General features: G+C 66.9%; 21 protein-coding genes. 8 read left to right on the top strand and 13 right to left on the bottom strand.

Annotation, left to right across the window (positions count from 1 at the left end):
- The first annotated feature begins 281 nt into the window (after nt 1–281).
- Nucleotides 282–1,448 carry a class I SAM-dependent methyltransferase gene (locus PA01_16445; GenBank protein ID KON80016.1) on the top strand — a complete coding sequence of 389 codons (1,167 nt, stop codon included), beginning with the start codon at nt 282–284 and terminating at the stop codon, nt 1,446–1,448.
- Between the two features lie 121 nt (nt 1,449–1,569).
- Complete coding sequence (locus tag PA01_16440; GenBank protein KON80015.1) at nt 1,570–1,776, top strand: CsbD family protein; 207 nt, start codon at nt 1,570–1,572, stop codon at nt 1,774–1,776.
- An 89-nt stretch (nt 1,777–1,865) separates the two neighbouring features.
- Here the strand turns inward: PA01_16440 and PA01_16435 are convergent, their stop codons facing one another.
- From PA01_16435 to PA01_16425, 4 genes are all read right to left on the bottom strand, one after another.
- Nucleotides 1,866–2,330, bottom strand: a complete 465-nt coding sequence (locus tag PA01_16435) for a phasin family protein (protein ID KON80014.1) — start codon at nt 2,328–2,330, stop codon at nt 1,866–1,868.
- A 173-nt stretch (nt 2,331–2,503) separates the two neighbouring features.
- Nucleotides 2,504–2,644, bottom strand: coding sequence for a DUF3096 domain-containing protein (locus PA01_19155; GenBank protein KAI5912357.1), 141 nt, complete (start codon nt 2,642–2,644; stop codon nt 2,504–2,506).
- Between the two features lie 86 nt (nt 2,645–2,730).
- Nucleotides 2,731–4,740, bottom strand: a complete 2,010-nt coding sequence (locus tag PA01_16430) for an AsmA family protein (protein KON80013.1) — start codon at nt 4,738–4,740, stop codon at nt 2,731–2,733.
- Nucleotides 4,741–4,898: 158 nt separating this feature from the next.
- Nucleotides 4,899–10,028, bottom strand: a complete 5,130-nt coding sequence (locus PA01_16425; GenBank protein KAI5912356.1) for a CHAT domain-containing protein — start codon at nt 10,026–10,028, stop codon at nt 4,899–4,901.
- Nucleotides 10,029–10,593: 565 nt separating this feature from the next.
- On the opposite strand from PA01_16425, the gene PA01_19150 reads away from it, so the two are divergent.
- Both PA01_19150 and PA01_16415 read left to right on the top strand, forming a co-directional pair.
- Nucleotides 10,594–11,004: an EF-hand domain-containing protein gene (locus PA01_19150; protein KAI5912355.1), complete on the top strand. Its 411-nt coding sequence runs from the start codon at nt 10,594–10,596 to the stop codon at nt 11,002–11,004.
- Nucleotides 11,005–11,131: 127 nt separating this feature from the next.
- Entirely contained in the window at nt 11,132–11,773 is a 642-nt protein-coding gene (locus PA01_16415; GenBank protein KON80408.2) for an ABC transporter substrate-binding protein, read from the top strand.
- Between the two features lie 101 nt (nt 11,774–11,874).
- On the opposite strand, the gene PA01_16410 is transcribed toward PA01_16415, so the two are convergent.
- Together PA01_16410 and PA01_16405 are read right to left on the bottom strand one after the other, a co-directional pair.
- Nucleotides 11,875–12,366 (bottom strand): hypothetical protein, encoded by a 492-nt coding sequence (locus tag PA01_16410; GenBank protein KON80407.1) that lies wholly within the window; start codon nt 12,364–12,366, stop codon nt 11,875–11,877.
- Between the two features lie 208 nt (nt 12,367–12,574).
- Nucleotides 12,575–13,834: an MFS transporter gene (locus PA01_16405; GenBank protein ID KON80406.2), complete on the bottom strand. Its 1,260-nt coding sequence runs from the start codon at nt 13,832–13,834 to the stop codon at nt 12,575–12,577.
- A 107-nt stretch (nt 13,835–13,941) separates the two neighbouring features.
- Here PA01_16405 and PA01_16400 point away from each other — a divergent pair, with 107 nt between their 5' ends.
- Nucleotides 13,942–14,832, top strand: coding sequence for a LysR substrate-binding domain-containing protein (locus tag PA01_16400; GenBank protein KON80012.1), 891 nt, complete (start codon nt 13,942–13,944; stop codon nt 14,830–14,832).
- A gap of 4 nt (nt 14,833–14,836) precedes the next feature.
- On the opposite strand, the gene PA01_16395 is transcribed toward PA01_16400, so the two are convergent.
- Both PA01_16395 and PA01_16390 read right to left on the bottom strand, forming a co-directional pair.
- Nucleotides 14,837–15,778: an AEC family transporter gene (locus PA01_16395; GenBank protein ID KON80011.1), complete on the bottom strand. Its 942-nt coding sequence runs from the start codon at nt 15,776–15,778 to the stop codon at nt 14,837–14,839.
- Between the two features lie 220 nt (nt 15,779–15,998).
- Nucleotides 15,999–16,592, bottom strand: coding sequence for a hypothetical protein (locus PA01_16390; protein ID KON80010.1), 594 nt, complete (start codon nt 16,590–16,592; stop codon nt 15,999–16,001).
- 363 nt (nt 16,593–16,955) lie between these two features.
- Here PA01_16390 and PA01_16385 point away from each other — a divergent pair, with 363 nt between their 5' ends.
- Complete coding sequence (locus PA01_16385) at nt 16,956–18,020, top strand: RNA methyltransferase (GenBank protein ID KON80009.1); 1,065 nt, start codon at nt 16,956–16,958, stop codon at nt 18,018–18,020.
- A 33-nt stretch (nt 18,021–18,053) separates the two neighbouring features.
- On the opposite strand, the gene PA01_16380 is transcribed toward PA01_16385, so the two are convergent.
- Nucleotides 18,054–18,563: a DUF2242 domain-containing protein gene (locus PA01_16380; GenBank protein KON80008.1), complete on the bottom strand. Its 510-nt coding sequence runs from the start codon at nt 18,561–18,563 to the stop codon at nt 18,054–18,056.
- Nucleotides 18,564–18,768: 205 nt separating this feature from the next.
- Here PA01_16380 and PA01_16375 point away from each other — a divergent pair, with 205 nt between their 5' ends.
- Complete coding sequence (locus tag PA01_16375) at nt 18,769–19,212, top strand: CBS domain-containing protein (GenBank protein KON80007.1); 444 nt, start codon at nt 18,769–18,771, stop codon at nt 19,210–19,212.
- Nucleotides 19,213–19,293: 81 nt separating this feature from the next.
- Here PA01_16375 and PA01_16370 read toward each other — a convergent pair whose 3' ends face one another.
- Together PA01_16370 and PA01_16365 are read right to left on the bottom strand one after the other, a co-directional pair.
- Entirely contained in the window at nt 19,294–19,770 is a 477-nt protein-coding gene (locus tag PA01_16370) for a hypothetical protein (GenBank protein ID KON80006.1), read from the bottom strand.
- Between the two features lie 55 nt (nt 19,771–19,825).
- Nucleotides 19,826–21,607: an alpha/beta fold hydrolase gene (locus PA01_16365; GenBank protein KON80405.2), complete on the bottom strand. Its 1,782-nt coding sequence runs from the start codon at nt 21,605–21,607 to the stop codon at nt 19,826–19,828.
- A 182-nt stretch (nt 21,608–21,789) separates the two neighbouring features.
- On the opposite strand from PA01_16365, the gene gstA reads away from it, so the two are divergent.
- Nucleotides 21,790–22,398 (top strand): glutathione transferase GstA, encoded by a 609-nt coding sequence (gene gstA, locus PA01_16360; protein KON80005.1) that lies wholly within the window; start codon nt 21,790–21,792, stop codon nt 22,396–22,398.
- Between the two features lie 101 nt (nt 22,399–22,499).
- Here gstA and PA01_16355 read toward each other — a convergent pair whose 3' ends face one another.
- Both PA01_16355 and xseA read right to left on the bottom strand, forming a co-directional pair.
- Nucleotides 22,500–23,087: a superoxide dismutase [Fe] gene (locus tag PA01_16355; GenBank protein ID KON80004.1), complete on the bottom strand. Its 588-nt coding sequence runs from the start codon at nt 23,085–23,087 to the stop codon at nt 22,500–22,502.
- A gap of 133 nt (nt 23,088–23,220) precedes the next feature.
- Nucleotides 23,221–24,597 (bottom strand): exodeoxyribonuclease VII large subunit, encoded by a 1,377-nt coding sequence (gene xseA / locus PA01_16350; protein ID KON80003.1) that lies wholly within the window; start codon nt 24,595–24,597, stop codon nt 23,221–23,223.
- Nucleotides 24,598–24,706: the final 109 nt, after the last annotated feature.

Here is a 24,706-nt window from a genome sequence, read left to right as displayed (position 1 = left end):
TGCCTTGCCGCAACTGGCCTTCGACAAGCTCAGGCCGAACGGATTCATTGGAATGATTTTTCTGGAACGGACTACTAGGCACCCGCTCCGCGCTGGACTCCGAGCACGCAGTGCCCCCGGCGACGGGGGCACTGTCGATTGGACCCGGCGTTTCCTGAGCGGGACGCGCGAGGCGTTTCCTGACAGGGGGCGCGGAATTTAGTGGAGAAGCTGGTGGATCTGAATTCGGGAGCCTCGGGCTCGTCTGCGCTGTCGCAGCCATCGGCAGCCGCTGCAGGGGCATGGCCGTCGTGAGCGGCGATACCTCGATCGTGTGGAACGAGGATGGGGAGGTGCGTTCGGCGCGCTGGCGCTCGGAGAGCGCTGCGCCGGTGCCCAAACGCGTCGTCGTCGCCGACGACCGCCTGAGCGCCGACGCCGCGTACCGGCTGGCGTGCGAGGGGACTGCGATCCTGTGGCGCGGGGACTTCCAGAATGCGCGCCAGCTGCTGCAGGCGATGGCGCGCCGCACCGAGCGCCGTGGCGGACGATCGGGCAAGCCGGGCAAGGCCGCTGCCGGGAGCAACGTCGCCGCGACCGACGCGTTCCATCTGTACCGGCAGGCCCAGGCGCAGCGGGCGCGCACGCTCGGCATGCTGCTGCTGCCGTTCGAGGCCGACTACACTCTTCCGCTGCGCCGTGCCCCCGACGTCCGGCAGGCGTGCGCGCAAGCCTACGGGCCGCCGACCGAGCCTTTCGTCGCGTCGCTGCGCGAGCTGCTCGGCCTGATCGGCGCGCACGAATGGCGCAAGAAAGGAGTGTCGATCGCGGCGCTCGGTGAGCGCATCCACCCGCATTACGGCGTGTTTTCGCCGCTGCGCGGAGAATACGTCGGGCTGGTCATGGAGGCGCCGCTGCCGGTGGGGGCCGCAGAACTCGCGTTCGATATCGGCACCGGCAGTGGCGTGCTCGCGGCGGTGCTCGCGCGCCGCGGCGTTCGCCGCGTCGTCGCGACCGATCAGGATCCGCGGGCGCTGACGTGCGCGGCTGAAAACCTCTCCCGGCTCGGCCTCGCCGCGCAGGTCGAAGTCGTCCGCGCCGATCTCTTTCCCGAAGGTCGCGCGCCGCTCGTCGTCTGCAACCCGCCGTGGGTGCCGGCGCGGCCGAGCTCGCCGGTCGAGTACGCGGTCTACGACCCGGACAGCCGCATGCTGCGCAGTTTCCTCGCCGGGCTGGTCGGGCATCTTGCCCCGGGCGGGGAGGGCTGGCTGATCCTGTCCGATTTTGCCGAGCATCTCGGACTGCGCTCGCGCGCCGAACTGCTCGCGCTGATCGACGACGCGGGCCTGAAAGTCGTCGGGCGTCTCGACGCCCGCCCCGAGCATCCCCGCGCCGCTGATGCGTCCGATGCGCTGCATCGGGCACGCGCAGCGGAAGTGACGTCGCTGTGGCGACTCGCGGCGCGTTGACGCCCGCCCCGGGAACGCAGATTGCTGCACGGATCGGTGACTACGGACTCGACTCGACCGATGAGCTCATCGGTCGGACGGATCCGGTCAAAGAGATCACCCAACCACAAGGAGCGACGAAATGAACTGGGATCGGATCGAAGGCAACTGGAAGCAGTTCAAAGGCAACGTCAAGCAGCAGTGGGGCAAGCTCACCGACGATCAGCTCGATGTCATTGCGGGCCGCCGTGACGAGCTGGCCGGTCGCATCCAGGAGTCCTATGGAATATCGAAGGACGAGGCGGAAAAGCAGATCTCGGACTGGGAAGCCCGACAAAAGGATATCTGAGTCCCTGACGGCGCGGCTGTTTTAGCCGCGGGGCTGCAAAAAAGGCCCCTTGCGGGGCCTCGCCGTGAGGTCTGCGGCAACCGAATCGTCTACGCCGATTTCTTGCCGTACGGCCGCCCTTCAGCTGCTTGCGAAGCGGCTTCGCTCGCGGCGGTGAGGTTGTCCGCGGTCAGCGACGAAAACCGGCGCATGCCGGTGTTGAAAGCTTCGAAGGCGGAATTCCAGTCACCGATGAACGGGTTGCGGCCGGTGAACTGCGGAATCATCGCATTGACGGCTTCCTGCTGGGTACGGGCAAGGATGTCGCACGCCTTGCGGGTGTAATTCTGGGCATTTTCGAGTAACGGCTGGAAGACCATCAGCTGGACGTCCTGAGGATTTCTGGCACGACCCATTTCCTGAATCGCCGATGCACTGATTTCCATCGCTTCGTGCATCGCGCTCATGTTCAATTCCGCGAGCCGCTGCGCGCTGGTCAGATAAAGCGTCGAAATCGTCTGGAACGCCTGGGCGACATTCGCGCCGATCGCTTCGTGCTCATGCTTCGTGGGCATCGTGTTATTCCTCCGGATTCTCGTTGTAGGACGCCGGAGCCTTGTCGACCTCTTCTTGCGTCACGGTTTGTCGCGCCGTGGAGTACCGGGCGCGAAGAGGCTCAGTTTCCTCCGTTCGTCGCCAGAAGCAATCCCTCAATCACTACCGGATGTTTCGAGCGCTGCGACGCGGCTCAGCGCACGCCGAAGAGCCCGATCAGGCCGATGACGATCAGGTAAATCGCGACGATGTAGTTGAGCAGTCGCGGCACGATCAGGATCAGGATGCCGGCGATCAGCGATACCAGCGGGCCGGTGCTCAGATGCAGGTCCATGTTCGAACTCCTTCAGCGTCGAACTCCTTTAGCGACGTTCCAATATAGTAGAAATCCATTACCTTTTTTCCGATACGTGAGCCCGCTCATTCGCGCGACGACGATTTCGCCTCGCGGATGAGCTTCGCGCAGTCGCTGTCGATGCCGGGCCCGGTTTCGACGAGCGGGAGGAGGGCGAGCAGCGGGTTGATCAGGCCCAGCACGACGGCGCCGAGCCCGCGCGCGGCGACCTTGGCGGTGTCGACGGAGGGTTCCGGATTCGCGAACGTCCCCTGGATGTAAATCGGGCTGCGCAGCGCGACAGGAGTCGTGACTTTGGTATCCGATTCCAGCGTGAGATCGAGTTTTTCCTCGCCCAGGTCGACCGTGCCGGAGCCGATGATCCGCATGATGTCGGTGTCGAGCACGAGCGCGTTCGTTTCCATGAGGCCGTCCTTGACGCTGAAGTCGGCGATCAGGCAGCGGATCTCGACGAGTTCATCGCCGGTAAGCTTCAGCTGCAGCATGTCCCACAGGTGCAGCCCGATCGCTTCGACCATGAAACGGCTGATCTGACCTTCGGACAGGATCAGCGCGGCTTTGCCGTCCGCGGTGCCGAGCATGCCCGCAACGGAATTTCCCCGCCCCTCGAGATCGACCTGGCCATTGAGTTCTCCGAGCGTCGGTTTCGCGAGGTCGGACGGAGGGAACAACTTTGCGAGCTTGAGGTTTCGCACCCGAAGCTTGGTGCTCGCTTCGAGCGGTTTTTCCTGGCCATTCATGCGCACGGTGCCGCTGAGCGTCCCTCCGGCAATGCCGAATTCGAGCGGATCGAGCGTCAACACCGAATCCTGCATCTGCAGGCGGGTCACGAGCTTGTCGATCGGCAGCGCGTCGGGGCGGCGGATCCGGTCGGCCCGGAGCTTGACGTCGGCATCGACGGTGTCCCACCGTCCGGTGCGGAACGGAATCTCGGGCAGCACGGTGCCGTCCCGAGCGGGCGCATCGGCGGCAGCGTCTTCCGGCTCGGCCGGCGCTTGCGTCGCCCCGACGAGCGGGCCGAGGTCGGCGAAATCGAGCAGCTTGAACGACAGGTCGCCATGCAGCGCCGGCCGTTCGCCGCCGGTGGCCACCTGGATCGTGCCCGCGACGTCGCTCTTGCCGATCGCTCCCGAAAAGTTCTCGTAGCGCCACATGTTGCCGTTGCGGATCAGGTGGCCGGCAGTGCGGTAAGGCGGTGTTTTCGGCAGCGCGATGCCGATGAGCCGATACAGGTCTGCGATGCTCGCGCCGCGCAGGTCCAGATCGAGGTCGATCGCCGTCAATTTCAGCAGACTGGTGATGCTCCCTTCGGCTTTCACCGCTGTGTCGCCGAAGCGCGCCTGCACGTCGAGCGGGTACGGCGTTTCCTCGTCGCGCAACGCGAGGACTGGACCCCCGGTGCCTTGGGCAGTCATCGCTAGCCCTTTGTATTGCCCTTTTGCATCGAACCGGATGCCGCTTTCGGCCGCGGTGACCGCCGGTGCATCCGCTTCGGATTTCCCGCGGGCTGCGTCGTCCCGCTGGCGTTCGGCGCTGCTGTTTCCGCTGTTTTCGCCCTCGCCGGCCGTCGACAGCGTCGCGTCGATGCGGGTCTTCTGCGCGGGATCGACGTAACGGATGCGTCCGTCGTGCAGCGCGAGGCGGCCGATGCCGACACGCGCGCCTTCGTCCTTCTGTTCCCGGTCGAGCAGCCAGTTTTTCCGGCCGTCCGGGTGTTGTTCGAGAAAGACGTCGACGTGGTCGAGCGTGATCTCCGGCAGCATCACGACGCGTCTGAACAGCTGCGGCAGGCTGACGCCGACGCTGATGTTCTCGGCGGTGAACATCTGCGGTTCCTCGGCCCACTCGGGGTTCGCGAACGTCACGCCCGCGGCGCTCAGGCGCGTGACCGGCCAGCCCCAGTCGATGTCCAGATCGCCATTGATCACGAGCTCGCGGCCGGTCTTCTCGGTCGTCTGGCGCATGATCGGGCCGCGTAGCCAGTTCGGGTCGAACAGCAGCGCGACGAGCACGATCAGCCCGATCAGGCCGAGAACTGCCACGCCGATGCCCTTGAATACGCGTCCCGCACTCATCTGTCCCTGCCTCCGTGACCACCGGCCACCGCGCGTTCCGTCGTGCCTGCATCGATGCGAGCGCGCAATGTTCCGGCCGTGCGAGTTGCGAGCAATCAGCGTTCCCAGGTATCACGACGCAGGCGACGATCGGCGCAGCTGCGGTGCGGGAGCAACGCTCACGGCTTCTTTTTCGATCGCGATCGCCTCGCACTAGCCGGACGGGGTTCGGCGCTGCGGGCCGGCGGTGCGCCACGATCTTCGGCTGCGATCGCGCCGTGATATGCGGCGCGGGGCGGCCTGAAACCTTCGCCGAGTTCACGATACACGGCGCCGATTGCCGCCTGCACTTCGGGGAGCGTTTGCCAAGCGGGCGGCGCGCGGGCGAGCAGGGCGCCGAGCTCGCGTTCGAGTGTTGCGAGATCGCGAGGTTCATGGCTGAGATCGAGGCGCGCGCAGGCGAGCGCGTCCAGCAGCTCCAGAGGCGACACCATCGCAGCGGCGCTCGCTCCGCCGGGGTCGCCGGCGGACGGCTCGAGCACATGCTCGGGGTCGCCATACGCCTGATATGCGCCAAAGGTGTTGTACCGAGGAAAGCGCTCCCATGTGCTGAGGCGCGCGGCGAACACTGCCGGGCCGAACGGCTGGCAGCGACGCACGAAGCGGTCGAAGAAAGTCGTCGCGAAGACTTTCGCCGCGTCGTCGTTGACCTGCCAGCCGGCGACGACGATGCAGCGTACGCCGATCTCGATCAGCTCGCGCGCCAGGCTGTACGCGAGCCGGTTCGCGGTCTCGCGTTGCACGCTCATCGCCCCGAGGTGGCAGCAATTGAGGAACACGAGCTCCGGCACGGTTTCCATCTGGCCGACTTCGGCTGCCGTCAGCAGCAGCCCGTCGGACAGCACGACGCCGCTGCGGGCACGCCCGTCGCGCGCGACGACGCGAAACACGCCGTGCGCGGCGATCACGAGGATGCGCCACGGCTGATGGAAAAGGCGAGCGAACACATCGAGCGCTTCAAGTCCTTCGCCGTGGGTGACTTCGTAGCCGCATTCGGCGAGCAGATCGCGGATCGCCGCCCCTTCGGCTGCCGCGCCGGGCAGGTCGGGCAGGTGATCGACGTGCGGCGCCAGAGCGGCTGCGGCCGGGTCGCCGAAAGCGGCGTGGTAACCGCGCGTCGAAGGATTCGCGATCACGCATGCGACTTTGCGCGTCAGGATCAGCGGGTTGCGACGGTAACGCGGCGAGGCGAACTTGCGCACGATCGCCGTCTTCAGCGCGAGCGGCTGGTCGTCGGCTTGCACCATCTCCCACGGCAGCTTGGCGGTGTAGCCGTCGACGACGAGCACGAGTTTTTCGGTGTCGCGCGCGGTCGCCTTGAATTCGAGCGGCATCATCAGCTGGAACAGCGTGCGCGACAGGTCCGCGCTGTATTCGTCGCGGCCGATCGCGTTCTTCACCAGCGCTTCGATCAGGCCGGGCTGGCGTTGCTGCACGACGGTTTCGGCGCGGGCGCGCTCCGACAGGAACACGTACTTGAGCCGCGTCGCGAGCGGTCGGGCACGCGGATGCAGGGTCTGGCCCGGAAAGGTTGGCGCTTGCCCGATGTCGTCTTCGCCGTTCGACGTCGATTCGTCGCTGCGATCCGCGTCGGTGACCATCAGGCGCGGCCAGTAACCGAAGCGCGCGAACACCGCCAGGCGCGGGCGCGCGCCTTCACCCTCGCGCAGTTCTTCGGCCGGTGCGACGCGGGCTTCGAGCCGGCGCAGATCGGCGGCGATGCGTTCGGGCAGTTCGCGCACCGCGCGCGCCGCACTGATCGCGGTGTCGAGGAACAGTTCGATCAGCTCGAGACGGGCGACGCGCAGCCGGGTGCCCGGCATCGCGTCGGCGAACTGGCGGTTCGCCGCGATGACGCCGCGCACGATCATCGCAATCGAGTCCTCGATGCCGATATGCGCGGTCGAGTTGTAACCGATCAGCAGGCTCGCGAGCGTCAACTCGGTACCGGTGTCGTCCGCAGCCGCTGCGCTCCCGTCCTGGCGGTCGAGCGAGTGCAGCAGGAAACGCAGCACGCCGGCGCGCACCGTCTCGGCGATGTCCAGTGCCGTCACTTCGCCGAAGCACCCGAGGCCGACGATCACGGCGCCGCGCGCAGTCCCGTGCGACCGGTCTGCGGCATCGCGGGCCTGCAGCACGACTGCGCTCGAGCCGACTTCGCCGGCGTACACGCCGAGCCGTTCGCGCTGCCGCAACGCCCCGTCGACGAGGTAACGGTCGATGCTGGCCTCGGCGCCGGCGATCGTGTCGCCGATGTAGTGGCCGCAGATGACCGGGTGGCGGGCGAAGCGCAGGTCCATCGCCGCGACCGAAACCCGCAGCGACTGCAGGTTCGCCGCCGGCAGGCGAGGTTTCGGCTTGCCGCCGAAGATGCTGTATGCGAGCTCCTCCTCGGTCGGCAGCACGGGCGGAGGGGCGTCGTACGTCGACGTCGCTGCGGCCGCGCCGCGCAACACCGGCAGGCGGCCGAGGCGGGTGGTCGTGCCGGCGTGCAGCAGTTCGACGATTGCCGGAAAGTGCTCCCTGGTGCCGGTCAGGCTGCCGTGATCGACCGGCATGAACCAGCATTGTTCGTCCGGCAGGCCGGCGAGGCGCTCCGACGCCCAGCTCACCGAGCCGTCGCCTTCCGGCGTGCCGACCATCTTCAGCCGGCCGCCGTCGAGCACGAGTCCGCACGGGGTGTTGTCGGCCTTGCCGAACACGCAGACGACGCGCTCGACCGGTTGCGGCGGGGCGCCCGTCGCGAGCGTGGCGCGCCACAGCTCGCGGGCCTGCGCCACCGTGTCCGCATTCGGTCGACCGGCGAGGTGGTTGCCGAACCAGCGGTCCTGGTTCTGCTCGGCAAGCGCCGACCACACTGCGGCGTCGAGATAGTCGGCGTGCAGTGCTGCGCCATTGTCAACGAAGCCCGGCCGCGGCAGGAGCTGCAACGCGCCGGGGAAGCCGGCGATGATATCGAGCACATGCTGCATGTCGTGGCGCAGGTCGAGGCGCGCGAGCTTGCGCACCAGCTCGGACTTGCCGAGCATCGCTTCGACCATCAGGTGCGAGCCGTTATTCGGCGTGCCGAGCATCACCAGCCGGCCGCCCGGCCGGACCACGAGCTGCGCCCACAGCTGCGGGTGCTTCGCGATCATCGTGCGCGCGACGAGGCCACCGAGGCTGTGCGCGAGCAGGCGCACCGGCTGGTTCGGGTGCTCGGCGAGGGCCTGCTTCAGCACCGCCGCGAGATGGTCGGCCGAGGCGCCGTCGGCCTGCATCGGCTGGCGCCAGTCGTACGGGCAGCGGATCACGAAGTGGCTGTCGGCGAGGTAATCCGCGAGCTCGCCGTAGAACATCTCGAACAGCGCTTCCTCGCGCACGTCCGGCCGGTCGAAGCGGATTTTCGTCAGGCCGCCGCCCGCGAGATCGAGAAAGTCGAACCACACCCGGTCGCCGTCGCCCGGCCGCCTGTCCGCCGCGCGGATCTCGAGGTGCGAACCCATGATCCCCGGCAGCAGGATCACGACCGGTCGGGTGTCGGGCGAAGGCGCGGGACGCTTCGCCGCCCGGCTGCGGGCGGTCGCGGCATCCGGCTCGTGGCGTCGGACGAGCGGAGTGAAGGCGGTGAGCGCTGCCGGCTCCTCGGCCGTCAGCCAGTCGCGCAGCGCGCTTCGCGTGCGGCGATGCGAGAAATAGCCGAAGTGATGCACCGACGCCCCCTGGTCGAACAGGTAGCGGGCGTCGTTGCGCGTGGCGAGGCCCGCGTACATCGACTCCGTATCGATGACGAGGTCGTTGTCGGCGCGGTCGAAGAACATCCAGTCGGTGAACAGCACGCCGATCCGCCTGAGCACGCTGCCGCCTTCGATGTCGCCGCTGATGATCGACATCGCGATGCCGTGCTTGCGCTGGGCGTCCGCGAGGAGCCGCGCCATCGGCGCGTCGGTCAGCATCGCCTCGATGCCCGGCAGGAAGCGCGGGTCGATGCGTCGGGCGGCGATCTCCAGCACGATGCGCCGGAAAGCTGAAAGCGCCGCGCTGCCGGCCGGACCGGTCGCCGCGCCGACCACCTTCGTCATCAGGCTCAGCAGGCCGGACAGGAACACGTCGAGGTTGTCCGTCAAGAGCGAGGTGCCGCGTGCCGGACAGGCGACGCGGATGTAGCGCTCGATGCGGAAGTTCTTGTCGGCGAGTTCCTGGCGCAGCGCGCGCAGCGAGTCCTGCTCGCGCGCCGCGACCAATTCGCGCAGGCGCTTTTGCTGCGCCGTCTCGGTCGTGTTCGGCGGCGACTCGCGACGATAGGCGGTGATCGCGGCGTCGGTGAGGCCGGCAAGGCACAGCAGGTCGCCGACGAGGCCGCCGCGCGAATGCGTGACGAGCGACAGCCGGGCGCCTGCGGGCAGCGCCCGCGCGAGCGCGAGCGCGTTGTCGATCGGGCTTTCGGAAAACGTCCGGTGCTCGAAGCCGAACATGCGGCCGCCGAAGCGCCGCGCCAGCGCCTCCCAGTCGCCGGCGGCGCTGCCGCTGCGCAGATCGCCGAAGCTGGCGAAAGTGTGCGAGCCGGTGCCGTGAATGAACAGCAGCATCGGCGCGTCCACGCCGGCCGTGAGCCGCGCGTCACCGGGTTCGCAGCGGTCGGACGCGGCAGGCGCGACGTCGTTGCGCCAGTGGTAGATCCCCGGCGCGCCCGGCAGGCGGCTTTCGATTGCCCACATCAGCGCTTTCGCGCCGAGCCACGACGCGCCGGATTGCGCGAGCTCCGGCGCCGCTTCGCCGAGCCACTCCCGCAGCCATTCGAGCGCCTGGTCGAGCGCCGCGCCGGTGATCGCGTCGCTGCCCAACGACAGCACCGACAATCGCGACCAGATCCACTCGGTCCTGCCGCGTGCCCCCGCCGCCTGGTCGCGCAGCGCAGTGAGGTCGAGCGAGCCGTCGGCGCTTACCGCTGCGGGATGAACTCGGGCGAGATCGTCGCGCAGCTTGTCGGCGCGGATGAAGACCGCCGTGCCGTCCGCCGCTTCGAGCGCAAGCAGACGGTCGTCGGCGACTGCGGTGACGCTTTCCGGTCCGTCCGCCCGTCCGGGTGCGACGAGGCTGAAGGCGGCCTCGACGTGGACGATACGATCGAGAAACGGGTCGGGGAACTGCACGGCAGCCCGGCTTCCGCCTGTCAACGCAGGCGGCAGGGCCGCGGCGGCCGCGTCAGCGGGAAGCGTCTCGCCGGGCAGGTGGACGAGGATCTCGCCCGGTTTCAAGGTGCTCGGCATCGGGCCTCCGTCGGAAATGCGCTCCGTCCGGCCACGCCGGACTGCCGTTCGGACGCAGGCCGCCCGCGACCTCATGTCCCGCCGGACTTTTCACACGCCTTCCGGCTCGTCGCCGCTGTCGTCACGCCCGGATGCGGGGACCGGGGGCTTATTCTTTTTGACTATTCCTGTTTAGAAGCCGGCTCCGATTTTGTCAATCGGGCAGGGCAGAAGCCTTTGGCGGCGCCTCGGCAGGTACGAGCGTGCGGCACATTCGTCATGCTTTTGTCGCCGAACAGCGACAAGCGTCGGACGGCCAAAAAACAATGTCATGTCGGGACGCCTGTCCCGGCTGGCGCTGGCAACGGATGCGGCGGCACGCCGCGAATTCCGCCGCTGCCGGTGTCGTCGGAGTGTTGCTGATCCACGACGGATTCGGTGCGTCGGACGCGCCGAGCGCTCCTCGCATTCCGCCAAACTCTTGTGGTGATGGGGGTTTCCGTCGCTTGGCATCCGATTTGCTCATCGGTCAATGCCGGATTTTCGCCGGCTGCCCACTCGGACGAGAACTCTCAGGAGACCTACCATGAAACGCAAACTCACACTCACGGCCTTGATCATCGCCGCGGCTATGCCGCTCGCAGCGGTAGCCCAGGGTAGCAGCGGCCAAAGCTCGTCCCCCAGCCGGACGACACCTTCCGGCACCACGCCTGCGACCCCGGCGACCCCGGCCACCCCGGGCGCGGCGGGAACTCCGGCCACGCCGGCGACTCCGGCGACTCCGGCTTCGCCTGGTGAGCGGATGGGAGGCGATGTCGCGAAGGACTCGGACGCGACGATGTTCATGGAACTGGACCGTGACAGGGACGGTCAGGTGACCAAGGACGAGGCCAAGCGCTCGGCCGACTTGACCGCGCGCTTCGACCAACTCGACACCGACCGGGACGGCAAGCTGTCGATGAACGAGTGGAACGCCGGCCACAAGAAGACGCCGTGACGAAAACGCCGTTCACGGGAGGGCGAACGTCGTGGTCGGTATCCTGCCGGCCCGTTCGCCTTCCGTTTGAAGGCTCCCGGCGTGCCGGCTCCAGTGCCGGTGCTTCGGGAGCGCTGCCAAGGAGTTCATGATGCCGTCGTTTGCGCGTTCACTGCTTGCTGTCGTGCTGCTGCTTGTGGCGCCGGTGGTCGCCGCCCAGCAGCGGGCGCCCGACGCCTTGGTCAAGGACGTCACTGAAGAGGTGTTGGCGATCCTCAGCGAGGACAAGCAGATCCGCTCCGGAGACAGCACGCGCGCCGCCGAGTTGATCGAGACGCGCATCGCGCCCCACTTCGATTTTCCGCGCATGACGGCGCTCGCCGTCGGTCGCCACTGGACGCAGGCGAACGAGGAGCAGCGCAGGCAGCTCACCGAGGAATTCCGCACGTTGCTGGTCCGCACTTACGCGAACGCGCTGACCGAGTACCACGACGAGACGGTGACGTTCAAGCCGATGCGCAAAGGGCCGGACGCGAAGGAAGTGGTGGTTCAGAGCCAGATCAACAAGCCCGGTGGGCAGCCGATCGATCTCGACTATCGGCTCGTCGACAAGGGCGGCGAGTGGAAAGTCATCGACGTTACCGTGGCCGGTGTCAGTCTCGTGACGAACTACCGCAGTGGCTTCAGCAACGAGATCAGCAGCGGCGGGATCGAAGGTTTGCTGAAGGCGCTGCAGGAGAAGAACCGCAACCCGCAGGCCCCTGCCCGGACCGCAGCCGGGACGAGCTGATCGAGCGCGTCCAATGATGAGGGTAGTCGAGCTTCGTAACCGAGCAGGAGGCGACGACGAGGGGCCGTCTGCCCGGGCGGTTTCCGCTGTTGTCGGGAGCGTTACAGTCCGCCGAGGCGCTTCGCGTTGGCCGTCGCCTTGGCGTGGATCGGCCGAAGTCCACGATGGGCGAGCGTCACGCCCGAAGCGGCGAGCTTCGACATGCTCTGCGCCGATGCCGAAACCAGGTTGAAGAGATCGGCCTGTCGTTCGACCGACTGACCGAGCGTCTGGCTGCCGGCCAGCGAGAGCATTGCGGTGGCGCCCTCGACCATCCGCGCAGACGTCTGTTCCCACAGGCGCTGGTTGAGTTTCATCAGGTGCATCGTCATCGCCTGCGCCGATTCGGCTGCCGCCTCGAATTTTTCCTGCCCCATCAGCGCGAATTCCTGCTGGTCACTCGCGCTCGGCGCAAAGCCCGCGCCGGCCATCCGCGTCGTGCGGTGGCCGATCACCTGCGCGGACGCCATCATCATCTCGATCGTCCTCACGGCGAGGTTGGTCCATTGGAGCATCGGGTCGGCGGACAGGCCACGGGGTCGGACTTGAGTCATCGTGATGTTTTCTTCCATTCAATGAGACGGAGCTGCCGGGACGATGTCTCGGCGATCATCGTAAAGATCAAGAGTAACAAGAAACGGCGGAGGCGCGTGTTACGACTCGTGCCGGTCGCATGTTACGCCTCAAATTTGCGATTCTCCGGGAACCCGACGGCGCAACGCGGCGCGGACCGTGCCCGGAGTCGCGTCACGGGAGCGAAGACTAGGATACGGGGTTGAGCGCGGTCGGAGCAGGCGCTGCGAGCGGCTGCAGCTTTCGCAAGCACCACGCCGCGCCCAGTGCGATCGCCATCGCGAGCGCGATCGCCGCGACGACGCCGGGCCACGCCGCCCATTCCCACGCCAGCCCGGAAAGCGTGCCGAGCATGCTCGCCCCGAGATAGTAGCTGCACAGGTACAGGGCCGCCGCGAGGGCGCGGCGCTCATGGGCGCGCCGGCCGACCCACCCGCTCGCCGCCGTATGTGCGCCGAAATAGCCGAACGTGAACACCGCAACCCCGGCGATGACGCCGGGCAAAGCGCCCGACAGCGTCAGCGCGAGGCCGCAGCCGCTCGCGAGAATCATCGCCCATAGCACGGTGCGCCGGCCGACCCGGTCGACGAGCCGGCCGGTCCACGCCGACGAGGCGGTGCCGACGAGGTAGAGCATGAACACGCCTCCGATCGCACTTTGGCCGAGGGAAAACGGTGCGAGCTGGAGGCGGAAGCCGAGGTAGTTATAGAGGCTCGTGAACGCCCCCATCATCAGGAACGCGATCGCGAAGAGGCTGCGCATGCCGCGGTCGCCGAGCAGCGCCGCGGCGTCCGCGATCACGTCGCCGAGCCCGGCGGCGCGCGGCGCGAAATGGCGTGAGCGCGGCAGCGCATACCAGAACAGCGCGGCGGCGATGACACCGATGAAGCCGAGGGCCGCCAGCGCGAGCCGCCACGAACTCCAGTCGGTCAGCACGGCGACGAGAAAGCGCCCGCTCATGCCGCCGAGCGCATTGCCGGCGATATAAAGGCCGATCGCGCGACCTTGCGCGCCCGCAGCGACTTCTTCGCCGAGATAGGCCATGGCCGCCGCAGGCAGGCCGGCGAGCACTGCGCCGAGCAGCACCCGCAGCACCAGCAGCTGGGTGAAATCCGCGGCGAACGCGGCCGCGAGCGCGACGATCGCGCCGAGCACGAGCGCGCCTTTCATCACCCGCTCGCGCCCGTAACGGTCCGACAGCACGCTCGCGGGGATCAGCATCGCCGCGAGCGCGGCTGTTCCCGCCGCGACGGACAGGCTGGCAGCGGTCGGCGCGACAGCGAAATCGGTGGCCAGGCGCGGCAGGATCGGCTGAGTCGCGTAGAGCATCGCGAACGTCGCAAAGCCGCCGACGAACATCGCCAAGTTCGCTTTGCGGAACGCGCTGCTGCCCGCTTCGATGCGCCCGTCCTCGCGGATCGCGTCGGCAGTGTCGCAACGGCTGGCCATGATCGTCTCCTCGTGCAAATGCGCTGTTCCTGGAGAGGAATGCTAGGTTGTCGCGATGCCCCGAGTCCAATATATTGTTCTAGCCTTATCGATATAAAAAACAGATCATGGAACTGCGCCATCTGCGCTATTTCGTCACCGTCGCCGAAGAGCTCAACTTCACGCGCGCCGCCGCGCGGCTGCATATCGGGCAGCCACCGCTGTCGATGCAGATTCGCGATCTCGAAGCGGAAATCGGCACGCCGCTGTTCGACCGCAGCCGGCGGCGCGTCGCGCTCACCGAAGCGGGGCGACGCTTTCTCGAGCACGCGCGGGAAATCCTCGCCCGGTCGCGCGAGGCCGTCGAGGAGGCGAGGCGGGCCGGACGCGGCGAGGCCGGTGAGCTGAAAGTCGGTTTTGCGTCGTCGCTCCCCTACACCTCGACGCTTGCCGACACGCTCTACACCTATCGTCAGCGCTATCCGAAAGTCGGGCTGCAGCTGCACGAGATGTTCACGACCGAGCAGTTCGGCGCGATCCTGCACGGGGTTCTGGACGTCGGCTTCGTGCGCCACGGCGGCCTCGAAGTCCCCGCCGGCATCCGGGCGCGCGAAATCGGGCGTGATCCGTTGCGGCTCGTCGTGCATGCCGCCCATCCACGGGCCGATCGGGGGGAAGTGTCGCTCGCGGAATTTCGCGACGACGGCTTCATCGCGTTTCCGCCCGACGTTGGCTCGGGCCTGCCGTTCGTCCTCGATCGCCTGTGCCGCAGCGCCGGGTTTGTGCCGCGCATCGTGCAGACGGCGCGCGAGGCGACGACGCAGATCGGACTGGTCGCCGCGGGTCTCGGCACGGCGCTGCTGCCGGCGCCGCTCGAGTGCGTGCGGCTGCCACGCGTACGCTATCTGGCGATCCGCGACGAGGGAGCGCATTTTTCGCTCGCCATCGCGACCCGCGACGCTGCGCCGAGCCCGCTGCTCGCGGGCTTTCTCGAGGTGCTGAACGAAGTCGCCGGATAGGCGGTCAGTCCATCCGGGCCTGCAATACCCAGATCACTGCGCTGATCGTGAAGAACGCACTGACCGTCGCGGCCATCAACGCGGCAGCGCACAGCTCTTCGCGGCCGTATTTCTGCGCCAGGATCGGATAGATGCTCAGCATCGGCATGCACGCGAACGTCACTGCGGCGATCTGCAGTGCGGGGTCGGCGGGCGGAACGAGCAGCACTGCGGCGAACACCGCGAGCGGATGGAGCAGCAGCTTCCCGGCGACGATATACGCGATGTCGCCACGCATCCCCGCGATTTTCAGCCCGACCAGCGTGCCGCCGATGACGAACAGCGCGATGCCCGCCGACGCCAGCGCGAGCAGGTCGATGGCGCGCAGCGCCGGCCCGGGCAGCCGCAGGTCGAGCATCGTGCACGCGAAGCCGGCAGCGATCGCGAGGATCAGCGGATTGCGCCCGAGGCGCAAGAACGTGTTCGACACGACCTTGAGAGCGCTTTCACCGTTGCCGCCGCCGCTCTCCGCGAGCGCCAGCGCGAGAGGCAGGATCAGCAGGTTCTCGACGAGAAAGCACAGCGCGAGCGCGACCGCCGCGGGCGGGCCGAGCAGCTGCAGGACAATCGGATAGCCGATGAAGGCGCTGTTCGACAGCGACATGCCCATCCCGTGCACGGCGCTCAGCTGCAGGCTCCTGTGGCGAAAAAAGCGCGTCGCTGCAACGCCAATCGCGAACGTCGCGAGCGAGCCCAGCGCGTACGCGAGCAGGTAACGGGTGTCGAGGATTTCCGCGAACGGCCGTTCGGTCAGCGCCTTGAACAGCATTGCCGGCAGCGCGATGTTGATCGCGAATTTGCCGAGGATGCGCGTGTCGGACTTCGCGAAAAAACCCGATTGCACCGCGGCGAACCCGAGGGCGATGACGATGAAGACCGGGCCGGTGATCGTGAATACTTGCAGCATGAGTGACATCCGGGCGCAGGCTGTATCCGGAACGGATTGCCAGGCGAGCGCGCGAGGATAACACCGGACTGCAGAGTATCAACGCGGCCGGGCTGTGACGCCGGAGCGTTGCAGCGATGGGGTGAGCGGCGAGAAGGGGGAGCGAGGAAAAAAACAGAGGCAGGTGAACTCCGCGCTGCAGGGTCGATTCCCTGCAGCGGGCGTTCATCTGCCGGGATCGTCACGCCGCGCGACGACGATCGGGAAAGTCGATCACACGGGCGTGGGTGCGACGCTCGAAGAGCACCGGACCGGCGGCGTCGTCGTTCCGTGCCCCGGTCGCGCCGAAAGCGAGCAAACCCATTTCGGCCTGCGCAGCGGCGGTCATTTCGAACCACGAGCGGATGAGTTCGGTGATTCGCTGCGCGTTTTCCGCGTCGAGCGGGCGCGATGCCTGATCGTTCCCTTCAAGGTCCGACGCCGGCGCGCGCGAACGCGACATCTCCGCGATCGCGATGTCCGCAGCCGCGCTCTGCATCTGCAGCGTCCGCTCCCGCAGCGAATCGAGCAGCGTCGTCATCCTGGTGATCGTGCGCATCGTCGGCGCGCACGGCGTACCGCTCACCTGCCGGAACGTCGCCGCGCCGGCGCTTGCCGTTGCGTTCGTCAGCGGGTTCGCTTCCGCATCGCTGCCCGCATTTGCGGCCTGCCACGCGAGCACCGCGTCCAACTGGCGCTCCCACGCCAGCCCCCAGGTTTCCGGCAGATCGAGCGGTGGAACGAATTCGCACTCCATGTTTTCGGTCCGAAGCTGTTCTGTCGGCAAATTCTTCATGTCAGGTCTCCTCATCTTGCGTCGATTCGGGTATCGGTGCAGCACCGGCTGCCTCACCCGCCATACTGATTAATAGTCGTCAAAGAGCGACTGGCCAAGGAGATTATGAGGAGGATCGGGGAGGTTGCCGATACCGCGCTCGGTGTAGCTGGCATCCGGTGAAAACGGGTACCTTGCTGCCCCGAAGCGCGACTATTAATCTAATTGAATACAAGCGTTCGCCCTGCGCGGGTCGAAGGGCACTGCCAGGGCTTCGACGCGCCTGTCCCGAGCGAGGCCGAAAGGCTCAGCCCGAACGGCATTGGGTTGCCGGTTACAGCAATAGGCGGCGATCGTCGCACGATGCTAGCATTCGCGCATTTGATGCGTATCGACGATATCCGCCAGCGCCTGCAGGTCAGCGGCGCCAAACCCTGCCACGAAGAGCGCGTACTGCGCGCCTGGACGCACGCACTCCCGCTCGACGGCGGCCGATGCCGGCCCGAGGATTTTTTCCCGGCGCCGCTGCGCGCCCGGCTGCCCGCGCTGACCGCGGAGCTCGCCGCGCTCGCGCACGTGCGCTCCGAACATCCCGGCCAGGACGGTGCGCGCCTGCTGGTCGAACTGGCCGACGGTCAGACTGTGGAGAGCGTGCTGCTGCCGCGCGACGGCCTGTGCGTGTCGACGCAGGTCGGCTGTGCCGTCGGATGCGCTTTCTGCATGACCGGCCGCGACGGCCTGCTGCGCCAACTCGGCAGCGCCGAGATCGTCGCGCAGGTGGTGCTCGCGCGCTCGCGCAGGGTCGTCCGCAAAGTCGTGTTCATGGGCATGGGCGAGCCCGCGCACAACCTCGACAACGTGCTCGAGGCGATCGCGCTGCTCGGCAGCGAAGGCGGGATCGGACACAAGAACCTGGTTTTCTCGACCGTCGGCGACCGGCGCGTGTTCGAGCGGCTGCCGCAGGGAAAGGTCAAGCCGGCGCTCGCGCTGTCGCTGCACACGACTCGCGCCGCGCTGCGCACGGAGCTCATGCCGCGCGCGCCACGCATCGACCCGGCCGAACTCGTCGAGCTCGGTGAAACCTACGCTCGCGCGACGGGCTATCCGATCCAGTATCAATGGACGTTGCTTGCAGGCGTCAACGACGACGACGAGGAACTCGACGGCATCGTTCGGCTGCTCGCCGGCAAGTACGCAGTGATGAACTTCATCCCGTACAACAGCGTCGCCGGCACGGGTTTCGCCCGTCCTTCGTGGGAGCACGCCGCGGCAATGGCGCGTCACCTGCATCGGCGCGGGATCCTGACGAAGCTGCGTCATTCGGCAGGGCAGGATGTCGATGGCGGCTGCGGGCAGTTGCGTGCCCGCGCGGCGACCTTGGAGGCGACGCACAAGCCGGCCGAAGCCAGGCCCGCTGAAACGGTCCTCGCGCAGCACGGGCAAGCCTGAGCGATCGCGGGAAGGTCCCGCGAACTGCGGAGGTCAGGCGTCGAGGGCGTCGATGAGGGCGAAAAGCCGTCGATAGAAGTCCGGGTCGGCGACGGTTTCCTCGCCGACTTTCACCAGCGCTTCCTTGTGCGCCGTCCACGGCAGCGAAATCGAGCCGACGCCTGCGACGCTGACGCCGGTGCTGTTCGAACTCGACTTCAGCTCGTAACGCGTCTGCAGCGCATTGGCGTACAGGACCGTTCCGACGTTGCTGGGCAGGCACACCAGCGTGATGTGGAGCGTTATCCCATGGTCCGCCTTCGGCTGGAAGAATTTCTCGCCGCGGATGCTCGTCGGATTCGCGCTGTCGATGCGGTAACCCTGGCTGAGCAGCGCGCGCTTGCCCACGTCGCATGCGACAGGCGGTTCCTGCGTGCTCCAGTTGACGAACGGGGACTCGGGTTCGAAAGTTTCGGTACGGTAGACGGGCTGGGGAGACGAGCAGCCGGCGAGGAGCAGTCCGACGACAGCAATGACCGAAAGAAAACGCGTGCGCTGGAGCATGAGGGAAATTCCGGAAAGCAATGGCCGATTCATTGGTGCGAATGTTAGAGCATCCGCGGCCGTTGGGTGGGGTCACTTGGCCGAGGTCCGAAAAAACAGCGTCGCTGCGCGCCGAGGCTTCGCGCCAGTGGCAACGCGGGCCGCTGGCAACGCCGGCCTCGAACAGCTACGATCAACTATCAGCCGATTCGCCGGGGAGAAGCCCGTGAAAAGCGTCGCCGCCATTCTGAAGGAGAAGCGCGATCCGCGCGTCCACACGATCGGCCCCGACGCGTCGGTGTTCGAGGCGCTCGAACGGATGGCCGAACACAACGTCGGCGCGCTCCTCGTCATGGAAGCCGGGCGGCTCGTCGGCATCGTCAGCGAACGCGACTACGCGCGCAAAGTCATCCTGCTCGCGCGTTCGTCGAGGGATCTGCGGGTGCGCGCGATCATGTCGTCGCCGGTCATGTATGTGGGTTTGCACCAGACCAACGAGGAATGCATGGCGCTGATGACCGAAAAGCGGCTTCGCCATCTTCCCGTCGTCGAAGCGGGCAAGGTGGTCGGCATCGTGTCGATCGGCGACCTGGTGAAAAGCATCGTCGCGGAGCAGCGCTTCATCATCGAGCAGCTCGAACACTACATCGCCGGCGACCGCGGCGTCTGAGCGCGGCGCGAGCGCTCCGTCGGCGCCGCCCGCCTCGCGTCGCTGCCGCGGGATTTCCTCCCGCAGGACCCGGAAGACGCTTCAGTGCGCCTTGCGCGCGCGCGAAGGCCTGGCCGCCGCAGCTTGCGGCGGCGTCGACACCGACGGCACATAATCCTCGATCAGGTCGCGCAAAGTCGTGCTGAGCGGCATTGCGCCGGTCGTCTCCCGCAGCGCCGCGGCGGCGTCCCGCTGCCACGTCGACAAAGCTTCCTGCACCGCCGTAACGAAAGCGCTCTGGCTGCCGATCATCGTTTCGGCGAGGTGCTGCACGGCATTGACTTGGTGCTGCGCGGCTTTCCATGGCGTTTCGCCGGCCGCCAGCGTCATCGCCGACCAGTCGCCCGCAGCGAGCATGCGACCGACGACGGTCTCGAGTTCGGCGCTGCAAGTGTCGATCGAATGCGTGCTCGCGTCGATCCAGCGCAGGCTGTTTTCCCGGTGCAGCGCGCACAGGCGCAAGTACAGTTCGAGATTCGTCTTGTACAGCGCCAGCGACGCACGCGTGTCGAAATGCATGGCGACCTCCTTTTTGGAAGGGGCGAACGGGACGGCCATGGAGGCCGGCAAATGCCTATTTTTCCCGCACGTACTGGCCGGGAGCGTCCTCGAGGACGGGGTAACCGGACTGCGGTGCCCCCAGTGTCGGTGGGGCGACGGGGGCCGCCGAGCGCGCCTTCAGCCAGGCAACCCACTCCGGCCACCACGATCCTTCGTGTCGTGGCGCGCTCGCGAGCCACTCGTCCGGTGAGACATAGTTGCCACCAACCGGTCGCTCGAGGATCTGGAAGTGCCGTCGTGCGCGGCCGGGCTCGCTGACGATGCCGGCATTGTGGCCGCCGCTCGTCAGCACGAAGGTGATTTCCGCCGGGGTCAGGTAATGCAGCTTGTGGACCGACCGCCACGGCGCGACGTGGTCCGTGACCGTGCCGACACAGAAAATCGGTGTGTCGATGTCGCTCAGCGCAACGGGCTTGCCGCCGACCGGGTAACGCCCTTCGCTCAGGTCGTCGTTGAGAAACAGCAGCCGCAGGTACTGCGTGTGCATGCGCGCGGGCATGCGCGTCGGGTCGGCGTTCCACGCCATCAGGTCGTTCATCGGCGCGCGCTCGCCCATCAGGTACTCGCCGACCATGCGCGACCACAGCAGGTCGTACGAACGCAGCAACTGGAACGCGCCGGCCATCTGCCCGGCGGTGAGATAGCCGGTTTCGGCCATCTGGGCTTCGAGCAGGCTGACTTCGCTTTCGTCGATGAAAAGCGCCAGCTCGCCCGGCTCGGTGAAATCGGTCTGCGCGGCGAACAGCGTCATCGACGCGAGCCGCTCGTCGCCGTCGCGCGCCATCGCCGCGTTGGCGATCGACAGCAGCGTGCCGCCGAGACAGTAGCCGGCGGCATGCACCTTGCGGTCGGGGACGATCGCATTGACCGCGGCGAGCGCGGCATGGAAGCCGGACTGCACGTAGTCTTCCATGTCGAGGTCGGACTCTTTGGCGCCGGGGTTCTTCCACGAGATGCAGAACACCGTGTGTCCCTGGTCGACGAGATACTTCACGAGCGAATTGTGCGGTGAGAGATCGAGGATGTAGTACTTCATGATCCACGCCGGCACGATCAGGACCGGTTCGGGATGGACTTTTTCGGTCGTCGGCGCGTACTGGATCAGCTCGATCAGACGGTTCTTCAGCACCACTTTGCCCGGCGTCACGGCGACATCGCGGCCGACGACGAAATCTTCGGCGCCGGCCGGAGGGTGGCCGGTCGCGACGCGCTCGAGATCGTCCAGCGCATTCACCAGTCCCCGCCACAGGTTCGTTCCTCCCTGCTCGGCGGTGCGTTTGAGCACGAGCGGATTCGTCGGGAGATAATTGCCCGGTGAAAACACGTCGAGCCACTGCCGTGCGGTGAACGAGATGACGTTCTCGTGATGCCGGGAGACGCCGGGAACGCCGCGCGTCGCCGCCTGCCACCATTCGTCGGCGAGCAGGAAGGACTGGTGCATCAGGTTGAATGGCCAGTGATGCCATTCGTCGGCGATGAAGCGCCGGTCGCGCGCCGGAGGCTCGATGCATTCATGCGCGGGCGAACCCGGCAGCGCACGGGCGAGTTCGCGGACGTAGCGCACCAGGCGGCGGTTCTGTTCGAGGGCGAGGTTGACGAGCTCGAGCCGTTTGCCTGGCGAACCGGCCAGGTGCCCGGCCCAGTCGATGCTCGCGAGCAGCAGGGACATCGGGGAAACCGACGACGTCGCCCGCGCCAGCGCGGCATGGACCTTGATGTCGAGCGGATTGCGGCTGCGTGAGGGCGGTTCCGGAATTGTCGGGGGCGTCGCGGGCGAAGGATTGCGCACGTTCATGGTCGTCTGCTCCTGGAGGGCAACAGCGGGGCGATGATCCGTCGAGCGGGGCTCGCGCGCATAGTGTGGGGCATTCTTTTACCCTGTGTTAGAGTTTTCGCTGCCCGGCCTGGGGCGGACGGAACGTCCAGGCACCCGAACGCGCAGCACCTCAGGATTCAATTCCCTCGAAGGAGACGTCGATGAAGCTCTATCATTCCCCCGGAGCATGCTCGCTGGCGCCGCATATCGTCTCGCGCGAGCTCGGCCTCGCGATCGAACTGGAAAAAGTCGATATCCCGACGAAGAAGACTGCCGGGGGCGACGACTACTGGAAGATCAATCCGAAAGGCTACGTGCCGGCGCTGGTGCTCGACAATGGCGAAGTGCTCACGGAAGTCGGGGTCATCTGCCAATACCTCGCCGACCAGAAACCCGAATCGGGGCTGGTGCCGAAACCCGGCACGATGGAGCGTTACCACCAGATGGAGGCGCTCAATTTCGTCGCCACCGAAATCCACAAGCAGATCGGGGCGCTGTTCAATCCGGCGATGACGTCGGAGTTGAGGCAGGTGCAACTCGGCACGATCGAGCGCCGCCTCGATGCGCTGGAAAAGATCCTCGCCGGAAAGCAGTTCGTCACCGGGGACACTTTCACGGCCGCCGACGCGTATCTGTTCACGGTGCTCAACTGGACGGGGATGCTGAAGATCGACGTCGCGAAGTGGCCGAACATTGAGGCGTTCATCGCCCGCGTCGCGCAGCGGCCGAAGGTGCAGGAGGCGATGAAGGCCGAAGGCCTGGTCGCATAGCGGCGAGGGCTTCCGCTTCAGGCAAAACGGCCGGTCGACGGGATGTCGACCGGCCGTTCCGTTTTCTGCGCACCCCGTCGAAGGGGGGTAAAACAGCGCGCTCAGGCGGCGAAATTCTTCGACGCGAAGTCCCAGTTCACGAGATTGTTCAGGAACGCGGCGACGAAGTCCGGGCGGCGGTTGCGGTAGTCGATGTAATAGGCGTGTTCCCACACGTCGATGCACAGCAGCGGCTTGTCGCCGGTCGTCAGCGGCGTGCCTGCCGCGCCCATGTTGACGATATCGACGCTGCCGTCGGCTTTCTTCACGAGCCAGGTCCAGCCGGAGCCGAAGTTGCCGACGGCGGAGGTCGTGAAGGTCTTCTTGAAGTCTTCGAACGAACCCCACTTGGCCTTGATCGCGTCGGCCAGCGAGCCCGCCGGTTCGCCGCCGCCGTTGGGCTTCATGCAATTCCAGAAGAACGTGTGGTTCCAGACCTGGGCGGAGTTGTTGTAGAGGCCGCCGGCCGGCGCCTTCTTGACGATCGCCTCGAGATCGAGGTTCTCGAATTCGGTGCCCTTGATCAGGTTGTTCAGGTTCGTCACGTACGCCTGATGATGCTTGCCGTAGTGGAATTCCATCGTCTCGGCGGAGATGTGCGGGGCCAGCGCTTCTTTCGCGTAGGGCAGCTGAGGCAGGGTATGTTCCATTTTTCTCTCTCCTGTTGCAATTCAGGTTGTTGGGCTACAAGCCTGACGATTCTAGGCGGGCTTTGATGATAGTGGCAATGCCGGAACGGCGACTCCGTGGACAGGGTCCTGCCACAAGCGCGCGTTGTCCGCGTCATGCGTCCGTGCTGTTCACCGTAGCATGAAGTCGGCCGGTGGCCAGTTCTACCGATACCTTTTCGCCGGCGCCGACGCCTGCCGCGGTGCGCACGATGCGTCCGTCGGCATCCCGCGTGATGCTGTAGCCGCGCGCCAGCACGGCGTGCGGCGCGAGGTGCTGAAGATGGGCGGCGAGGCCTTCCAAGCGTGCGCGAGGCCGGTCGATCAGGCGATCTGCGGCGAGCGCGAGGCGGTTTGCAAGGCGGGCGCAGCGTTCGGCCTCGCGGTCGAGGTCGGGCCGGCGCGCCTCGAGGCGAAGGCAAAGCTGCTCGTTGCGGGCCTGCAGGCGCTCGAGACGCCGGCTCATCGCGGCAGCGAGCCGGACGCGGAGGCGGGCGGTGCGTTCTTGTGCCGCCGCGAGGCGTTCGCGCGGGTGGACGAGGCGCAGGGCGGCGCGGTCGATGCGCTGCGCGAGCGTGTCGAGACGATAGTGCAACGCTGCCGAAAGCGTGCGGCCGAGCGAAGTGATTCGCCCACAGGCTTCGTGGTAGCCGGCGCTCGCGAGTTCGGCCGCGCCGGTCGGAGTGGCCGCGCGCAGGTCGGCAGCAAAATCGGCGATCGTGAAGTCGGTCTCGTGTCCGATGCCGCTGACGACCGCCACCGGGCACGCGCGGATCGCCCGGGCGAGGTTTTCGTCGTTGAACGCCCACAGATCCTCGATGCCGCCGCCGCCGCGCACCAGCAGCAGCAGGTCGATGCCATCCGTTGCGGCGCGCGCCGAGGCAACGCGCAGCGCCTGCGCCAGTCGTGTTCTGGCCGCATCTCCCTGGACCGGAGCCGGGTACAGCACGACTTCGAGGTGGGGCGCGCGTCGTCGCAGCGTCGCGAGCACATCGTGCCACGCGGCCGCTGCCGGCGACGTGACGACGCCAATGCGTCGCGGGTAGCGCGGCAGCGGCCGCTTGAGGGCCGCGTCGAACAGTCCTTCGTCAGCGAGTCTGTCCTTGAGGCGCACGAAAGCTTCGAAAAGATTGCCGACGCCGGCTTGGCGAAGCGCTTCGATGCCGAGCTGGAAATCGCCGCGCACCTCATACAGCGTCACCAGTGCGCGGGCTTCGACGCGCATGCCGTTTTCGGGCCGGAACGGCAGCAACTGGGCGCGATTGCGCCACATCGTGCAGCGAACCTGCGCCTGCGCGTCTTTCAGCGTGAAGTACAGGTGGCCCGACGGCGCGCGAGTCAGGTTCGACAGTTCACCGCCGACCCACAGCAGCGGAAAACGGGATTCGAGCGTCTGGCGCGCGAGCCGGTTGAGTTCGGCGACGCTCAGTACGGTGCCGGCCGAAGGGAGACGGCGCGGATCCCCGTCGCCATGCGGGAGCTCGGTTTGCATGCGCGGATTGTAGCGGAATCCACAAGCGCCGCGCCGTGTCAATCCCGATCAGGAAAACCCTTTCGATTCAAGGTCGTATTTTTAAGTTATTGATAAAAAAGAAGAATTA

The sequence above is a fragment of the Azoarcus sp. PA01 genome (assembly GCA_001274695.2).
Taxonomy (GTDB): Bacteria; Pseudomonadota; Gammaproteobacteria; order Burkholderiales; family Rhodocyclaceae; genus Aromatoleum.
Note: the sequence above shows the minus strand (reverse complement) of the source record. Positions and strands in the feature narration are given on the sequence as shown.

Excerpts from the sequence above, each read along its gene's own strand:
- PA01_16445 (KON80016.1), top strand. The coding sequence starts at position 282 with ATGGCCGTCGTGAGCGGCGATACCTCGATCGTGTGGAACGAGGATGGG.
- PA01_16440 (KON80015.1), top strand. The coding sequence starts at position 1,570 with ATGAACTGGGATCGGATCGAAGGCAACTGGAAGCAGTTCAAAGGCAAC.
- PA01_16435 (KON80014.1), bottom strand. The coding sequence starts at position 2,330 with ATGCCCACGAAGCATGAGCACGAAGCGATCGGCGCGAATGTCGCCCAG.
- PA01_19155 (KAI5912357.1), bottom strand. The coding sequence starts at position 2,644 with ATGGACCTGCATCTGAGCACCGGCCCGCTGGTATCGCTGATCGCCGGC.
- PA01_16430 (KON80013.1), bottom strand. The coding sequence starts at position 4,740 with ATGAGTGCGGGACGCGTATTCAAGGGCATCGGCGTGGCAGTTCTCGGC.
- PA01_16425 (KAI5912356.1), bottom strand. The coding sequence starts at position 10,028 with ATGCCGAGCACCTTGAAACCGGGCGAGATCCTCGTCCACCTGCCCGGC.
- PA01_19150 (KAI5912355.1), top strand. The coding sequence starts at position 10,594 with ATGAAACGCAAACTCACACTCACGGCCTTGATCATCGCCGCGGCTATG.
- PA01_16415 (KON80408.2), top strand. The coding sequence starts at position 11,132 with ATGATGCCGTCGTTTGCGCGTTCACTGCTTGCTGTCGTGCTGCTGCTT.
- PA01_16410 (KON80407.1), bottom strand. The coding sequence starts at position 12,366 with ATGACTCAAGTCCGACCCCGTGGCCTGTCCGCCGACCCGATGCTCCAA.
- PA01_16405 (KON80406.2), bottom strand. The coding sequence starts at position 13,834 with ATGGCCAGCCGTTGCGACACTGCCGACGCGATCCGCGAGGACGGGCGC.
- PA01_16400 (KON80012.1), top strand. The coding sequence starts at position 13,942 with ATGGAACTGCGCCATCTGCGCTATTTCGTCACCGTCGCCGAAGAGCTC.
- PA01_16395 (KON80011.1), bottom strand. The coding sequence starts at position 15,778 with ATGCTGCAAGTATTCACGATCACCGGCCCGGTCTTCATCGTCATCGCC.
- PA01_16390 (KON80010.1), bottom strand. The coding sequence starts at position 16,592 with ATGAAGAATTTGCCGACAGAACAGCTTCGGACCGAAAACATGGAGTGC.
- PA01_16385 (KON80009.1), top strand. The coding sequence starts at position 16,956 with ATGCGTATCGACGATATCCGCCAGCGCCTGCAGGTCAGCGGCGCCAAA.
- PA01_16380 (KON80008.1), bottom strand. The coding sequence starts at position 18,563 with ATGCTCCAGCGCACGCGTTTTCTTTCGGTCATTGCTGTCGTCGGACTG.
- PA01_16370 (KON80006.1), bottom strand. The coding sequence starts at position 19,770 with ATGCATTTCGACACGCGTGCGTCGCTGGCGCTGTACAAGACGAATCTC.
- PA01_16365 (KON80405.2), bottom strand. The coding sequence starts at position 21,607 with ATGAACGTGCGCAATCCTTCGCCCGCGACGCCCCCGACAATTCCGGAA.
- gstA (KON80005.1), top strand. The coding sequence starts at position 21,790 with ATGAAGCTCTATCATTCCCCCGGAGCATGCTCGCTGGCGCCGCATATC.
- PA01_16355 (KON80004.1), bottom strand. The coding sequence starts at position 23,087 with ATGGAACATACCCTGCCTCAGCTGCCCTACGCGAAAGAAGCGCTGGCC.
- xseA (KON80003.1), bottom strand. The coding sequence starts at position 24,597 with ATGCAAACCGAGCTCCCGCATGGCGACGGGGATCCGCGCCGTCTCCCT.